The 16,447-nt window shown below is 45.2% G+C and carries 13 protein-coding genes; 10 read left to right on the forward strand and 3 right to left on the reverse strand.

Going from position 1 to position 16,447, the window contains the following annotated elements; genetic code table 11:
• Window positions 1-165 precede the first annotated feature (165 nt).
• Window positions 166-2,892 carry an AAA family ATPase gene (locus tag NJD71_RS01920; RefSeq protein WP_442967629.1) on the reverse strand — a complete coding sequence of 909 codons (2,727 nt, stop codon included), beginning with the start codon at window positions 2,890-2,892 and terminating at the stop codon, window positions 166-168.
• A 398-nt stretch (window positions 2,893-3,290) separates the two neighbouring features.
• Here NJD71_RS01920 and rsmG point away from each other — a divergent pair, with 398 nt between their 5' ends.
• The 10 genes from rsmG to NJD71_RS01970 all read left to right on the forward strand — a co-directional run bounded on the left by rsmG (window position 3,291) and on the right by NJD71_RS01970 (window position 13,345).
• On the forward strand, window positions 3,291-4,010 hold the full coding sequence (gene rsmG, locus NJD71_RS01925) for a 16S rRNA (guanine(527)-N(7))-methyltransferase RsmG (RefSeq protein WP_319050235.1): 720 nt from the start codon (window positions 3,291-3,293) through the stop codon (window positions 4,008-4,010).
• Between the two features lie 246 nt (window positions 4,011-4,256).
• Window positions 4,257-5,036, forward strand: a complete 780-nt coding sequence (locus NJD71_RS01930; RefSeq protein ID WP_319050236.1) for a ParA family protein — start codon at window positions 4,257-4,259, stop codon at window positions 5,034-5,036.
• Between the two features lie 147 nt (window positions 5,037-5,183).
• Window positions 5,184-6,314, forward strand: a complete 1,131-nt coding sequence (locus tag NJD71_RS01935; protein WP_319050237.1) for a ParB/RepB/Spo0J family partition protein — start codon at window positions 5,184-5,186, stop codon at window positions 6,312-6,314.
• A gap of 100 nt (window positions 6,315-6,414) precedes the next feature.
• Window positions 6,415-7,140: a MotA/TolQ/ExbB proton channel family protein gene (locus NJD71_RS01940; protein WP_319050238.1), complete on the forward strand. Its 726-nt coding sequence runs from the start codon at window positions 6,415-6,417 to the stop codon at window positions 7,138-7,140.
• An 85-nt stretch (window positions 7,141-7,225) separates the two neighbouring features.
• Window positions 7,226-7,657, forward strand: coding sequence for an ExbD/TolR family protein (locus tag NJD71_RS01945; protein WP_319050239.1), 432 nt, complete (start codon window positions 7,226-7,228; stop codon window positions 7,655-7,657).
• Between the two features lie 76 nt (window positions 7,658-7,733).
• Entirely contained in the window at window positions 7,734-9,521 is a 1,788-nt protein-coding gene (msbA, locus tag NJD71_RS01950) for a lipid A export permease/ATP-binding protein MsbA (protein ID WP_319050240.1), read from the forward strand.
• Window positions 9,522-9,626: 105 nt separating this feature from the next.
• The gene (gene lpxK, locus NJD71_RS01955) at window positions 9,627-10,757 is read left to right on the forward strand and encodes a tetraacyldisaccharide 4'-kinase (protein ID WP_319050241.1); all 1,131 of its coding nucleotides are present in this window, start codon (window positions 9,627-9,629) and stop codon (window positions 10,755-10,757) included.
• A 48-nt stretch (window positions 10,758-10,805) separates the two neighbouring features.
• Entirely contained in the window at window positions 10,806-11,666 is an 861-nt protein-coding gene (gene kdsB / locus NJD71_RS01960; protein WP_319050242.1) for a 3-deoxy-manno-octulosonate cytidylyltransferase, read from the forward strand.
• Between the two features lie 89 nt (window positions 11,667-11,755).
• Window positions 11,756-12,886, forward strand: coding sequence for a DNA polymerase III subunit (locus NJD71_RS01965; protein ID WP_319050243.1), 1,131 nt, complete (start codon window positions 11,756-11,758; stop codon window positions 12,884-12,886).
• Between the two features lie 111 nt (window positions 12,887-12,997).
• Complete coding sequence (locus tag NJD71_RS01970) at window positions 12,998-13,345, forward strand: PilZ domain-containing protein (RefSeq protein WP_319050244.1); 348 nt, start codon at window positions 12,998-13,000, stop codon at window positions 13,343-13,345.
• A 90-nt stretch (window positions 13,346-13,435) separates the two neighbouring features.
• Here the strand turns inward: NJD71_RS01970 and ppk2 are convergent, their stop codons facing one another.
• Both ppk2 and NJD71_RS01980 read right to left on the reverse strand, forming a co-directional pair.
• A complete protein-coding gene (ppk2, locus tag NJD71_RS01975; protein ID WP_319050245.1) occupies window positions 13,436-14,536 on the reverse strand; it encodes a polyphosphate kinase 2 in 1,101 nt (366 codons plus the stop codon).
• A 179-nt stretch (window positions 14,537-14,715) separates the two neighbouring features.
• Entirely contained in the window at window positions 14,716-16,368 is a 1,653-nt protein-coding gene (locus NJD71_RS01980; RefSeq protein WP_319050246.1) for an acetyl-CoA C-acetyltransferase, read from the reverse strand.
• Window positions 16,369-16,447: the final 79 nt, after the last annotated feature.

The following is a 16,447-nucleotide window of genomic DNA, read 5'->3' on the forward strand; positions in this document are numbered from 1 at the left end:
ATACTTTAAAGGCTAATGTTTTATAGGTTTTAACCAGTTAGCAGCCGTTTATCATCGCAGAAAAGCATCGTGGCGTCTAGGGACGTTCGTACATGTCGACGCCATATCGAACGCTCTGTATTTAATAATGAAGACTAATATAGTAGATATTAAAGCTAGTGGGTACTAAAGCGATTCATCACCAATGACTTCAGTCTCACCATTTTCGTCTTTACGATTTTCTTCCTTTTTCTTATCCTCTTTTTTCTGACGCTTTGCTTTACGCTTTTTTTTCTCTTTCTTTTTTGACTTTTTATCATCGACATCATCATCGCCATCTTGGTTCTCATCCCACAGCATTAGACGATCCAGAACTTTACCGAATAGCGTATTTTTGCGATATCGACCTTTCTTGTTCATGGTGTCGATGGGTAGACCTGTCATCAAGGTCAAGGCTTCACTCAATGTATAAACACCATAGATATGAAAGTTGCTGTCTCTTACAGCAGCAATGATATCGTCACGTAACATCAGTTGTTTGACATTGGCCATCGGAATAACCACGCCTTGCCCACCTGTGAGTTCTTGCTCACGGCAGGCATCAAAAAACCCAGCGATTTTGGCATTGATGCCGCCAACAGCCTGTACTTCACCCAGCTGATTCATGGAACCAGTGATGGCAAATGATTGATCAATGGGGACATTGGCTAAGGCGGATAGTAGGGCGCAGCCTTCGCTGACAGTGGCGCTATCGCCATCGATATGAGCGTAGCTTTGTTCAAATGCGAGCGAAGCACTAAAATTTAGGGCATGGTGCTGGCTAAACAGCGCCCGCAAATAGCTGGTCATGATTAGCATGCCCTTAGCATGCAAGCTACCACCCAAATCTACATCACGTTCAATATCAAGGATTTCACCTGCGCCAATATTGGGTTGAATCACCGCGGTGAGACGCGCAGGCATGCCAAACTCACTATCAGCGTAACTGACGACAGTCAGGGCATTGACCTGTCCAACTGCACTGCCTTGCGTTTGAATCAGTTGTTGCCCGTTTTTGAGCTCATCCCAATATAGGTCACGCAAATATCCTGAGCGCTCATCCATGTCGTCAATTGCTTGAATGACATGGTCAGCAGTAACCATATTTTGTGCGCTCAAACGCGCATGACGGTTAGACTCATGTAGCAGTTTGATGAGCAAGTCACTATGTAAGCTCAAGCGGTCTTGTTCTTCAGCTTGTAAGCTTAAATGCTCAAGTAAGGTGGCTTGAGCGCTACTATCGAACGGATACAGATCGGCGTAGTCAATGATGTCTGCCATTTTCGCTACCAGTGCCAATTCATGCTCGCTGGTGCGCGTTACATCATCATGAAAGTCCGCGCGAACTTTGAACACCGCATCGAACTCAGGCTCAAGCTCTAACAGCTCATAATATAAGTCTGCTTCACCTAATAGGATCACTTTAATATCAAGATCAATGGGCGCAGGTGATAAAGACAAGCTACCTGTTAGGGTTAGCATCTGCTCAAGACTTGAGAGCTTAATTTTGCGAGACTGTAGCGCGCGCTTTAGACCTTGCCATGCATAAGGGTGCTCAAGTAAATGGCTGGCTTCTAGGAGCAGGTAGCCGCCATTGGCACGGTGCAAGGCGCCTGCGCGAATCATACTGACGTCAGTCGTTACGGTACCCAATTGAGTGATTTGCTCAACGTGACCCAACAGATTAAGGTGAGTCGGCAGGTCTTCAAAGACAACAGGTGCACCACTGTCTGGTACGTGGCTGACAATAATATTGACCGCATAACGGCTGGGTGTCGTGGTTAATACTGCCGACACAAATTCTTCGTCATCACCGTTGACGATGCGCTCTACATGAGCAACCATATCGGCAAATATGGCTTTGAGGTAATCAACAACAAGCGGGTGTGTGGCAAACTGCTCATAAATAGGGGCAAACAAAGGTTGTAGCGCACGGTGTGCGATACTGCGATGCAATGACTCGATTGCATCGTTGGCTTCATCTTCTAACTGCTCTAAAGCGATGTTCAGTTGGCTGAGCCGTTTTTGCATATGGTTTTTCTGTACAAAGTTATTTAATTCAGCTTCGTACTCGCTATTGCCATACTCAGAATTTTGGGCATTATTTTGATCTTTATTACCGTTAGTTTTATCGTTACTTGGTATATTGGCTTTTTCGGTACTATTTATCGGTGATGAGTCATCATCATTGCTAGATGATTTTGAATCCTTTGAGTGGTCGCTGCTATTGTCTGTCGTCAGTTGACTGGGATGAACGAAAACTGCTTTATTATCAAACGAGCGAAACGTTAAAGCTAAGTCATATTGTTTGCCTTCAGCGTTTAGCGCATCATAGGCATGACTCTCTTTTTGATGTGTATTGTTCTTTATTGCTTCGATTTTACTTTGGTATTGGTCACTACGAAACCGTTGGCTTAGTCGCTTTTTGGCTTGTTGCCACAAGCTATTGACGTGCTGCTGTAGTTGTAATGCTTGACCTGCAGGCAGACGCAGCGCGAGCGGCGTACGGGGATCAGTAAAATTATGCACATAGACCCAATCGTCAGGCGTCGGTGCATCAGCGGCGATGCGGGTAAGCAGGCGACTAATAACCGTGCGTTTGCCCAAGCCGTTCTCACCAGCAGCAAACACATGGTAGCCACTAGCCTTGATATCTAGCGCCGTATGCAATGCTTTGAGTGCACGCTGCTGACCAAAACCAACATCCAAGTCCGGTGCCGTACGGGTGTCTGTCGGTAGCTCATTAGGGTCGCTATAGCGCTTTAGTTGCTCAGCTGATATGCGGCAGTTTTGCTGAACTTCTATAAAAATAGGATTGGGCGTATTAGGTGTGTCTTGCTGATTGTTTTTTGAGTCAGCGGTAGGTAGTACCATATTATTAGCGTCTTTTGATATTTGAGATATAGGGGTGCGGAGTTGCTCAGTCATAGGATATTAAAACATCATCTTAAAGGTATAGATTGGGGTACGGTATTTTATACGAGGCTTGTTTGTTCTAAAACTATCACTTTCAATAAAGACATCTTACAAGATGTAGCCGCATGTTAGCGAAGTCATTGAGCGCAGTTTTGTATCATATTCAGATAACTTATATAGAATAATGAATAAAAAAACAATAAATGGCTCATGGCATGCTATTACAGCAGAATAACGCCTCACAATAAGCGTAGATAGTATAAGATGTCCCACATTGGCGCAATCTGCAACTATTCAATGAGCGGGTCACATGATAAAATAGGCGGTTCACATGTCAAAACTGGATAACTCGTTGTATGTCAGCTTCCGCTAAAACCTCTTCATCGTCTGCTAACACGGGTAACATCCGTATTGATCCGACTGGCTTTGTCAAACTTGGGGCACAGCTGCCAACGCTTGCTAATATCTTAGCACAAGCAATAGCCGAGCTCGGTTTATCTCTAAGTGAGAAACAGCAGCGAACGTTATTATTATACTTAGACCAGCTTTTGTTATGGAATAAAGCGTATAATCTGACCGCCATTACCGATCCAGAAGAAGCGCTGATTAAACATGTGATTGATTGTTTGTCTATTATAATGCATTTACCAGCAGGTTCACTGCTTGATATTGGCACAGGAGCAGGGTTGCCTGCAGTGATTATTGCGATTTGTCAGCCTGAGCGCCAATGTACAGCACTTGATAGCAATCAGAAAAAGATTCGCTTTATCAAGCAAATCAGCAGTGAGCTTAGTTTGGGCAATATGCAGCCAATCGCTTCACGTATCGAAGCACACGAGGCCAGTTACGACGTAGTGACTTCTAGAGCATTTGCCAGTTTGATAGATTTTGTTGAGGTAGCGCAGCCAAGATTAGTAGATGGCGGCTATCTGTGTGCGATGAAAGGCAAAGCACCGAGTGATGAAGAGCTGCAAGCGCTCGATAGTGATTGGCACATAAAAACGATCAAGCTATCAGTACCGCGCCTGCATGATAGCCGTCATTTGATTCAGATGTCTGTCAAAACATCTAAATGACAAACACTTCTCAGTCATGAAACAGCTATCACTTTTTGTGAAACATAGTTTACGTTTGTACTCAAATGACATAGTATTTAAAAGCACTAAAACTACGTAAGCGGAAATTGAGCAGTTGACATCTAAAACGGCTGCGGATTAAGAGTGCTGGTGTAGTACGAATTTACCAGTATGAGCGCTACCAACTGCATCAAATACAGTAAAAGAAAAATCAAGTAATAGATTTTAATAATATTGAGTGAGTGTATGGAAATCATAGCAATTGCGAATCAAAAGGGCGGTGTGGGCAAAACCACAACGGCGGTAAATTTGACCGCCAGTTTAGCTGCTAAGCGCAAGCATGTACTTCTGATTGACTTAGACCCACAGGGTAATGCAACCAGCGGGACTGGTGTTGATAAAAATGAGCTAACGCTTACCATAGCAGATGTTTTGCTTGATGGGGTATCACTGACTGAAACTATTGTCACTAGCCCTGCTGGATTCGATGTTATCGGTGCCAACCGCGATTTGGCAGGTATGGATATCACGTTAATGAGTAAGACTGATAGCCATGAATTGTTCAAAACTGCCATGGCAGATTTGGTTAATGATCAAGTCGCTAATAAAAAGCAGTCATATGATTATGTGATTATAGATTGTGCGCCTAGTTTGAATCTATTGACCATTAATGCTCTGGTCGCAACTGATAGCGTCATTATTCCAATGCAGTGTGAGTATTATGCATTAGAAGGGTTGGCTGATTTATCCCAAACGATTGAGCGTCTAACAGAGTTAAATCCTAAGCTATACATACGCGGAGTCGTGAGAACGCTGTTTGATGCACGTAATACACTTGCTCGTGATGTGTCTGCTGAATTAGAAGCACACTTCGGCGATATCATGTACAAGACACATATTCCAAGAAATATTCGCCTAGCAGAAGCGCCTGCACATGGTTTGCCCGTCATTGCTTATGAGAGATGGTCAAAAGGCGCACGCGCGTACCAAAAGCTGGCTGCTGAAGTCATAAAGCAGAGCAGTTGATTTTTATATAAGCGTTGTTTATATAAGCGAGTGTCACTGGTAAAGACAGTAAGCAATCAGTTGGACAACAGAGCACTGAAAATTGTATCTAGTAAGCCGTAATAGTAATCAATAGGCTTTTATTTTAGCGTTAGAGGATAGGTAATCATGGCGAAGAAAAGAGGGTTGGCTGCCAATCGAGGCTTAGATGCCTTATTGGGATCAATCAAAAAAGAAAAGCAAATCACCGCCTCTGCCTTGCAAGACGATATGGCTGCACGTGACAACACGTCGCCAGCTGAAACACCGAATCCCAAAGTGCCTGCCGATACTACTTCGATTAAAACCAGCAAAAAATCGACCACAACGTCTAATGATGCTGATAGCGACAACGGTACTCGCGCACCGCGTAGTCCGCGAGCTGCGAGTAAGTCTACTGTTGCTAAGTCACGCAATAGCAGCACAGAGGCAAGTACGCAAGAAGATCAAATCAGCCTCGTACAAATCGATGTCACCCTTTTACAAGCGGGCAAATATCAGCCACGTCGTGATATGAGTGAAACGGCGCTTGCAGAGTTGGCGTCTTCTATTGAGCAGCATGGCGTGATGCAGCCTATTGTGATTCGTCCTTTACTGGCCAATGAAGATAAAAGTGAAGATTTTGTTACTCACGAAATTATCGCGGGTGAGCGTCGCTGGCGCGCGGCAAAAATGGCCGGAAAGTCGGTTATTCCAGCTATTGAACGTGCGCTATCTGACGAGCTCGCCATTGCACTCGCATTGATCGAAAACATCCAGCGTGAAGACTTATCCGTCATTGAGCAAGCAGCAGCATTGCAGCGCTTTCATACTGAGTTCGGTATGAGTCATGCCATGATTGCTGAAGTCGTTGGCAAGGCACGCACAACGGTATCGAATCTACTGCGGTTAAATCAATTACATGATACGGTAAAAGACCATTTGGCAACCAGCGCGCTAGATATGGGTCATGCCCGTACGCTATTGGCATTGTCTTCTGAGCAGCAGCCTATCATCGCGCAAAAAATCATCGATGGCGGCATGACGGTGCGAGAAGCGGAAAAACTGGTCAAATCTATTTTGCAGCCGGCTCCCAAAGCCAATCGTATCGAACAAGCGCAATCTCGTGACGCTGAACGTCTCACTCAAAGACTGACGGATATGCTAGGCGCCGAAGTCAAACTTAAGCACAAAAGAGATGGACAAGGTAGCGTTGAGATATTCTTCCATAATCAAGATCAACTGGCCGCTTTGATCAAGCATATAGAAGCGCAGGCTTAGGATAATACGCGAATTAGTAGGACTGATTTATTAGTAGCAATTGTTTACGCATGAATCCGTCTACGTCATAACTGTTTTGAGAACATGGAAGAAAGTAAGTATGTGGGAGTTAGTAAAGGCAGGTGGCTGGCTAATGACACCTATCGTCGTCTGTTCTATATTAGCACTGGTTATCATCATTGAGCGTAGCCATACGCTACAATTTAACAAAATTGTGCCCACTAGACTACGAGAGCAGCTCATCACTCGCTTACGTGAAAATGGTGATATTGGCCGTACGCAGCTGATGAATGTCAAAGAAAAGACAGCGCTTGGTGATATTTTGGCAACAGGTCTGCTTTATCGTCAGTATGGCTTAGAGTCTATGACCATGCATATGCAAAACCGTGCCAGCGTACAAGTGCATCAATTAGAAAAAAATATCAATATGCTGGGTACGATTGGTGCTATTGCGCCATTGCTTGGACTATTGGGTACAGTGCTGGGTATTATCTCTTCATTCTTAGCCATCACTGATGGTGCGATGCAAGATCCAACTATGCTTGCTGCTGGTGTGTCACAAGCGCTAATCACGACGGCTGCTGGCATGATCGTGGCTATCCCAGCACTGGTTGCGTATCGTTATTTTCAGCGCCGCATCATCGATATCAATGCGCATTTCGAGACGCAAGCAGGGCTTATGATTCAAGAGCTATACGACTACCAATTGCTCGAAAATATTCACACGTTGGCGCCTGCCAATAGTACAGTAGCTATGGATGAGCATGCAAGAGTTCAGTTAGATGCAGGCTTAGATACAGACAAGGTCAATATGGCGACACCATAACGGTCATAGTTTTGATTCTATATAATAGCGATGGTTTTCATACGAAAGTATGCCCATGCGCACTAGATAATTTGAAGAGATTCATATGCGCTTTAGAAAACCGACGATTGAGCCGCTTGAGATTAATCTAACACCGATGATTGACTGCTTATTGTTTTTGATTGTCTTTTTGCTACTGGCTACCTCCTTTAACCATTTTAGTCGCTTAAACATTATCCTTCCTGAAGCAGAAGGTGTGGCACAGACAGAACCACAAAATAGCATTGAAGTGGCTGTGCAAGAAGACGGCAGTTACTTGGTCAATGGTATTACGCTCGCCAGTAGCAACGAGGCCGAACTGACCAGCATGTTGCAGCAAGAAGCAGGGAGCAATCGCGATATGCTCTTTGTGATTGCAGCGGATGCCAACGCTACCCATCAGTCTGTCGTACGGGTGATGGATGTCGCTGGCAAACTTGGCTTTTTGAACCTGAATATCAGCACCGTTGTCCCACTTGGTCAAACTTTGCCGCAATAACATTTGCCGCATCATTACTATAAACTGTGTATCAAGCACAGCCCATTCATGTTATGACATCTACATTGAGGCTTTTATGAGCCAAGCTTATATACCTGACTCTACAAAACCTTCTGCTAAAAAACCTTCAGCAGCACCTTCTAGTCCGCCCAAAAGTAAGACCTTGTTGCGCCTACTGAGATATCTAAAGCCGTATTGGTGGGCCTTGCTACTAACGGTTGTGGGTTTTGCTATCAATGCAGGCACTGAGATTTGGATTGCCAAGCTATTGCAATACATCACTGATGCCATCAATCAGAATGACCGCAGCAAACAAGCTTTATTTCCCTTGCTCATCATTGCCTTGTTTTTTGTACGCGGTGTGGGTAGTTTCTTGGGTAACTATTACACTGCTTTGGTGTCACGTAACTTGGTTTATGAGCTGCGGGTTGAGGTTTTTAATAAACTACTACGCTTGCCAAGTTCATTCTATTTGGCCAATCCTGCTGGTACGATCTCATCAAAACTGATATTTGATGTTGAACAAGTTACCGCTGCCAGTACCGACTCAATGAAGACCTTGCTACGTGATGGTTTGACGGTTGTGGCCTTGATCGGCTTTTTGTTGTATAGCAACTGGCGCTTGACGCTCATTTTGTTTATCGTATTACCGCCGATATTGTGGCTCATCCGTATTGCTTCTAAGCGTTACCTTAAGCTGTCTAAAGGCATTCAAAAAACGATGGGTAGTGTTAGTCATATCACTAATGAAGTCATCGGTGGCTATCAGGTGGTAAAGAACTACGGTGGACAAGCGTACGAAGCCGAGCGTTTTGATAAGACTTCAAAAAAGAATTTACGCCAAGGCATGAAGGTGGTGGTCACCAACAGTATCAATACCCCAGCGGTACAGTTATTAATGGCGATAGCCATGTCAGTGGTGGTATGGCTTGCACTTAGACCTTCAGTCATCAGTAATATTTCAGCGGGTGAGTTTATCTCTTATATTGCGGCGGCTGGTCTGCTCAGTAAGCCTGTCCGATCACTGACCGATATCAATCAAAAGTTGCAAAAAGGTATTGCCGCTGGTGAGTCGATTTTTGCGTTACTTGATGAACCAGAAGAGGAAGACACAGGTACCATTAGTAAGGCGTTATCCGGTCAAATGTCTTTGGATAATATTAGCTTGGTATATCCGGACTCAACGGTTGCTCTGCGCGACTTTACCTTAGATATAAAAGCAGGCGAGACAGTTGCACTAGTCGGAAGAAGCGGGGCGGGTAAATCATCCTTAGTGAATCTTCTAACACGTACTTTAGAGACGTCCTCAGGGCAGATTACTCTGGATAACATGCCCATTGAGGACATCAAATTAGAAAGCTTGCGTGCACAAATTGCCATGGTGAATCAACAAGTGGTGCTATTTAACACGACAGTATTGAACAATATCGCTTATGGCGGCTTGGCTGATAAAACCCAAGCTGAGGTCGAGCAGGCCGCAAAAGCGGCGTTTGCCCATGACTTTATCATGAAGATGCCAAACGGCTACCAAAGTGAAATCGGTGCTGAAGGACTACAGCTGTCGGGTGGACAGCGTCAACGACTGTCTATTGCTCGTGCCTTGTTAAAAGATGCACCAATTTTGATTTTGGATGAGGCCACTAGTGCGCTTGATAATGAGTCAGAATACTACATTCAACAAGCCCTCGATAATGTCATGAAAGACCGCACGACACTAGTAATCGCGCATCGTTTGACGACGATCGAGTCCGCTGATCGTATTGCTGTGATGGATGGTGGACAAATCGTTGAGCTAGGAACGCATGACGAGCTGATGCAGCTGCAGGGTCACTATGCGCAAATGTATGCTCGAGATTTTGAATAGCACCACATATCTGTACTTCGATTTATGGTAAGTCTGGTAGTCTTTAAAACTGGAACGACCGTTAGCACCTACGTAATAAGTTAATAGAATAAATGGCAATTATCAATGAGCATCGAGACGACAATCACCCATGCATGGCAACGCCGCGCCCTTTGGCTTTGGCTATTGTTGCCTGTTAGCTGGCTTTATGGGTTGATTACCATGCTTCGCCGCAATGCTTATAAATCTGGGTTGCTATCAAGCTATCGTGCACCTGTACCCGTCATGGTCATTGGCAATATTACGGTAGGGGGTAGTGGTAAGACGCCGCTTATCATTGCTTTAGTTAGTTATTTGCAAAGACACGGCATAAAGGTAGGGGTTATCAGCCGCGGTTATGGTGGTGATACCAGTCAAATGCCAGCCGTGGTAAGTGCTACCAGTTTGCCGAGCGTAGTAGGTGATGAGCCTTGTTTGATTGTTCATACGACAGGCGTTGCTATGGCAGTATGCCCCAACCGTCAGCAGGCGATTGCTGCTTTGCTGGATGCTCAGCCTGATCTACAATTGATCATCGCTGATGATGGTTTGCAGCATTATGCTCTTAAGCGCGATATAGAGTGGATTGTGGTAGATGACGCGCGAGGGTTTGGCAATGAGCAGTTGCTCCCGACTGGGTTTTTGCGTGAGCCGATGTCACGATTACAAGGGACTGACGTCATCTATCACGAGAAGCCTGCCATAGATTCGGCTTATGATAATAAAAGTGGTGAGAAAGCGCGACGTGCTGAGCGCTTGACCATGCATTTGCAAGCGGATACATTGCAAAAGCTATGGAATCCACAGTCGGATACGCCTCAGACCGATAACGCAATACCGGTTAGTAACAACCGTATACATGCAGTCAGTGGCATCGGCTATCCACAGCGCTTTTTTGATACTTTAAAATCTCTTGGTTTTGATGTCGTAGGACACCCTTATCCTGATCATTATGACTTTAGTTTGGCTGAGTTATTGCAATATAGTGATTATCCAATCGTGGTGACCAGTAAAGATGCAGTAAAAATAAGCGCGTTATTGTCAGGCTATACAACGGATCAAGTGCTGAATGCTGAGTACACAGAGTTAATTAGTAGATTATGGGTATTACCTGTGACAGCTGTTTTATCCGATAACTGCTACGATAATCTCAACCAGCAATTAAAAGCTTTAGGTGTCAATGCTAATCAAGATGCTAGTATAAGCGTCTCATCATAGACATTGGTTAAGACACCAAACTGCACCGCAATTTTATAGGAATCAACCATGTCGCTTGTCGCTCCCTCTACTAAAACCCATATCGTAATTCCTGCTCGCTTTAAGAGCACTCGGCTACCTGGTAAGCCATTGCTAAGCATTCATGGCAAGCCGATGATACTGTGGGTGGCTGAAAAAGCACAGGCAGCTACCTTTGCAGATGATATGTGTATCGCGACGGATGACGAGAGTATTGCAAAGGTTTGCACCGATGCAGGTTTCGATGTTGTTATGACCAGTAGCGAACATGCTTCGGGGACGGACCGTTTGGCAGAAGTAGCTGCTATCAAAGGCTGGGCTGACCATGACATTGTGGTCAATATGCAAGGGGATGAGCCACTTGTACCGCCATTGCTGCTCGAGCAGGTACAAGCACTTTTGGTCGCGGATGAGGCTAGCGTCATGGCGACACTCTGTGAACCTATCGATGATTACGATACGTTTCAGCGACCATCTGTGGTAAAAGTCGTCAGTCAACAGGCAAACAACCTACAGCGCGCACTCTATTTTAGTCGCGCGCCCATCCCTTGTGATCGTGATGTTGCGCTGGCTGGTAGCAGTCAAAGACAACCACCAAAAAATGCGTATCGCCATTTGGGTCTATATGCTTATCGCGTCAGTTTATTACAGCAGTTTGTACATTGGCCACAGACGCCGCTCGAGTTACTCGAAAGTCTAGAGCAGCTACGTGTGCTAGAAAACGGTGAGCATATTGCCATTGCCGAAGCTGCCTGCCAATTACCTGCTGGTGTGGATACACAGGAAGATCTAGAGCGTTTAAATGCGATGAGCTTAGCTGACTTTCAGAGTCCTGCTGCTCAAAACCCTGCTACCCAAAATGGCATTACTCAAAGCCCCATTGCACAGTAATCTAACCACATATTTTTAGAGCAGTGGTCGCATGCTGCCTCTCAAGCCCAAGTACCCAAAAACGCGATAGAGCCAATAGAGCTATAACTATGAATGATATGACAGGGAATGTAGGTACACTGGAGGCGTCAGGCAGTATCTATTTTGCACCATTGTTGCCATGGCAGCAAACGCTGTGGACGCAATTGACACAGCGAGTATTGATGCAGCAGTCATTGCCGCATGCACTACTTGCTGCTGGTATGCAGGGTATGGGTAAACGGGCCTTTGTGTGGCGATTGGCTGCTTGGTTACTGTGCCGCAAGCGTAGTACACATCCATCAGGAGCCTGCGGCGTATGTGAAAGCTGTCAATGGTTAAAGTCGGGCACTCACCCAAGCTTGCAAGTCTTACCGCTAGTCAGTATGCCCATCGAGTCAGACAATGAGCCTCTCAAAGAAAAATCAAGCAATACAAAAGACAAGAAAAATACCAAAGCAAACAGCAATAGCGCTCTTAAAATTAAAGTTGATGACATTCGAGCGCTCCAGCCTTTTATATATCAAGGCGGACAGGGGATGCGTATTTGCGTGTTAGATCATGCTGAGCAAATGACCGTTGCTGCTGCCAATGCTTTACTTAAAACTTTAGAAGAGCCGCAAGCGCAGGTTCATTTGTTTCTGATTAGTGATACACCCGCTCAGCTACTTCCAACCATCAAGAGCCGAGTACAGCAGTTAGCGCTACAGACGATAGAGCCTGCTGTTGCCATCGATTATGTGACTCAAGTGCTAGGTCATACGATCAACCGTGAGGCAGTGGGTCAGACAGCCATCGAGCAGCTCATACAGCTGGCAAATGGTGCTCCGCTCGCTGCTATAGACTTAGCGCAAGCACCGTGGTACAGCAAGCGCGCGCTATGGTTGACCACATGGCAGGCACTGCGTAGCGGCAAGCGTAGTAGCGTGGCAGCAAGTGATTATTGGCAAAGTCAGCTGAGTATCAAAGAGTTTATCCAGTTGTCTGAGTTGATGATTCTTGATATACGCCGTGTTTGTTTGGGACTTAGCGAACTACAAAAAGACATTAACCTCTCATCAGCATTGGGATCGTACCAGCCCACTGGTAGCGGACTAGAAACCGTAGCTATGAGCTTGCAGCAGACCAAAGTTGCTCTACAACAAAATGTGCAAGAAAAATTCGCCTATGATAAGCTAATGCAAGAGTTGGCATACTTGTAAGGCAGTGCTGTAGCGTCTTATAAGGGATTGCTAACTCACAATTGCTTTTATTTATATATGTCCAATACGCTCATAAAATACATTTAACTCATTCGATAAAGGAAGCTGACTATGGCAATGCCAGGCCGCGGCGGGATCTTAACCTGCCACATTGAAAGTATCGAGACATTGTATGCCAGCTATTTATCCTTTGTGAGTAATGGTGCGCTATTTGTGCCCTCTGATCAGCCTCAGCAGTTAGGTAATGAGGTGTTTATTGCCATTACGTTACCAAACTCTAGCGAACGCTTACCGATGAACGGTAAAGTCGTTTGGATTAATTCTAAAACTCAAGGCGGTCGTCCAGCAGGTTTTGCGGTACAAATTGGTAGTGATATTTCTGGACAGCGCATCAAAAACGAAGTTGAGCGCTTGCTGGCTGGTAAAATCGATAGCTTACAATCCACATATACGATGTAATGTTTTTAAAGGTGTATACGAAAAAGCAGCCCCATTAAATAAAGGCTGCTTATAGCAATTAAAGTCTTTTTGATTGTATATAAATATAGGCTAGTAGCGGGGCGGTACATACATGTCGTCAGGTATGGGTTCGCGGTAGTACTCATCGTCGCGCTTACGATCAGGCAGTTCGATCTCATCACGAGGGACTTCTTTATAAGGAATTTGTTCGAGCAGGTGAGCAATACAATTGAGCCTTGCGCGCTTTTTGCTATTGCCTTCAACCACCCACCATGGCGCTTCAGGGATATGAGTACGCTCAAACATGGTCTCTTTTGCTTTGGTATAGTCTTCCCAACGTCTACGTGACTCTAAGTCCATTGGCGAGAGCTTCCACTGTTTTAAGGGGTCATGGATACGGCTCATAAAGCGCGAATGTTGCTCATCATCGGTAATAGAAAACCAGTATTTTACCAAGCGTATGCCTGAGCGGACCAACATACGCTCAAAATCTGGTACGGACTGAAAAAACTCCTCGTACTGCTCATCAGTACAAAACCCCATCACCCGCTCAACACCGCCGCGGTTGTACCAGCTGCGATCAAACAATACAATCTCGCCTGCTGCTGGTAGATGGGCAACATAGCGCTGAAAATACCACTGCGTTTGCTCACGCTCAGTCGGCGCAGGCAATGCGGCAACCCTACAGACTCGGGGGTTCAACCGCTGAGTGATGCGCTTAATAGCCCCGCCTTTGCCTGCGGAGTCACGCCCTTCAAATATCACAACGATACGTTCACCGTTCTCAACGACCCAATCTTGTAATTTGATGAGTTCGCGTTGTAAACGAACCAACTCTTGAAAATAAGTGCGGCGGTCGAGCTTCTCTTGGGTGGTTAACTGACATCCATCAAAATAAAAGTTACGCATATAATCGTCTATTTCGTTCTCTAACTCTTCGTCATGGCTATCGATCAGGTCTTGGTGCATTTTTCGACGTAACTCATCATAGTCGACTTCTTTTTCGATACGCTTAGATAACGTGGTCTGCTCGCGCTCGTGTCGGCTCTTATTGGCATTGTCGTAGGTATGAGACGAGATAGGTTTAAATTCTGTCACCGTTGAAGGCTTTTTTTTATCGTGTTGGACAATTTGATGCTCATCAAAAATCACTTGCCTGAGCTTTTTTAACAAGTATTTCATCGTACTCATAAATATTACCTTTGTTTGATAAGCTGGCGTTTGTAAAAGGCTATCGTCATAGAGCAAATTTATGATAACAAAATAAAGGCAAATAAAATGCTCTCTAATTCAATTAGAGGGCATTTATTTTTTGACAGCGTCATTTATGTTAACGACGCTCAATTAACAAACTATATTGGCGTTAGATCTTATTTTTCTAAGATACAAGTCACACCTTGACCACCAGCCGCACAGATAGAGATAAGCGCACGACCTGAACCTTTTTGATCCAGTAGTTTTGCGGCAGTCGCTAGGATACGAGCACCAGTTGCGGCAAATGGATGGCCTGCTGCCAACGACGAGCCATTTACGTTTAGCTTGCTACGGTCGATAGATCCTAGAGGCGCATCAAGACCTAAGCGCTCTTCACAGAACTTCTCATCTTCCCAAGAGGCAAGGGTTGATAGCACTTGCGAGGCAAAGGCTTCATGGATCTCATAGAAATCAAAATCTTGCAAGGTTAGACCAGCACGCTCGAGCATACGCGGTACTGCATATGCTGGTGCCATTAGTAGACCTTCTGTGGTACCAGATTTACCAATGAAATCTACCGCTGCGGTTTCTTGATGAGCGATATAAGCCAGTGGCTTTAGACCATGCTCTTTTGCCCATTCATCGGTACCTAGCAACACACAAGACGCACCATCGGTCAGTGGCGTAGAGTTAGCAGCAGTCATCGTTGGGTTAGCACTCTTTTTACCAAAGACTGGCTTTAGCTTGCCGAGTTTTTCTAGTGTGGTATCTGGACGCAAGTTGTTGTCACGAGTCAGACCTTTGTATGGTGTGATTAAATCATCAAAGAAACCTTCGTCATAAGCACGCGCTAGGTTTTGATGGCTGTTAAATGCCAACTCATCCTGAGCTTCACGGCTGATATTCCACTCAAGTGTGGTGATTGCTTGATGCTCGCCCATTGATAGACCTGTGCGTGGCTCACCGTTTTGTGGAGAGTCGATTAGATCTTTTGGATTTAGACCCATCAATGCTTTTAGACGTTGTTTGTTGTCTCTTGCTGCACCCAGCTTGATAAGTACTTTACGTAAGCCATCACCAATAGCGATAGGCGCATCAGAGGTGGTGTCTACGCCGCCAGTGATGGCAGAGTCGATCAGACCCAAGGCGATTTTGTTGGCAGATGCAAACGTCGCTTGCAAGCCAGTACCACACGCTTGTGCGATATCATAAGTTGGTGTGTGCGGGTTTAGCGCTGTGTTTAGCGTCGCTTCACGAGTTAAGTTGATGTCACGGCTTAGCTTCATGACAGCGCCAGATACCACTTCGCCTAGTATCTCACCTTGTAGGTTGTAACGCTCAACCAAACCGTCTAGGGCAGCAGTCAGCATATCTGTATTGCTAACATCAGCATATGAGCCGTTCGAACGTGCGAATGGGATACGGTTACCACCTAGGATAGCGACACGGTTTTGGTTTGAGGCAGGCTTGGCTTTGCTCGTCTTTTTGGCAGTGGCCGCTGGCTTTCTAGCAGCAGGGGTTGCTGCCTTTTCGTCATCTGCTTTTTTTGCAGTATCTTTAGTAGCTGTATCAGTAGCCGCATCTTTAGTGTCAGGCTTCTTAGGTGCTTCAGTTTTGGTGTCTTTTGCAGGCACGTCTTTTTTTGAGCTATCTGTTTTTGTATTGTTGGTATCTTTTGTACTGCTAGTATCGACCGCTTTTTTTGCCACGTCTTTGACATCTGCAGTAGGCTCACTGCTTGCCGCTGTTTCTTGTGGTTTTGCATCATTCGCTTTAACGACAGTACTTTCGACAACTGGGCTATCAGGGTGGTTATTTTTGTTACTCATAATATTATCCTTAAAAAGTATGGGTAGAAGAAATGGAGGGTAAAGAATAGGTAATGTTATTTTAAGCAAGAAGCAAATA

The sequence above is a fragment of the Psychrobacter sp. PP-21 genome, assembly GCF_033790785.1.
GTDB lineage: Bacteria > Pseudomonadota > Gammaproteobacteria > Pseudomonadales > Moraxellaceae > Psychrobacter.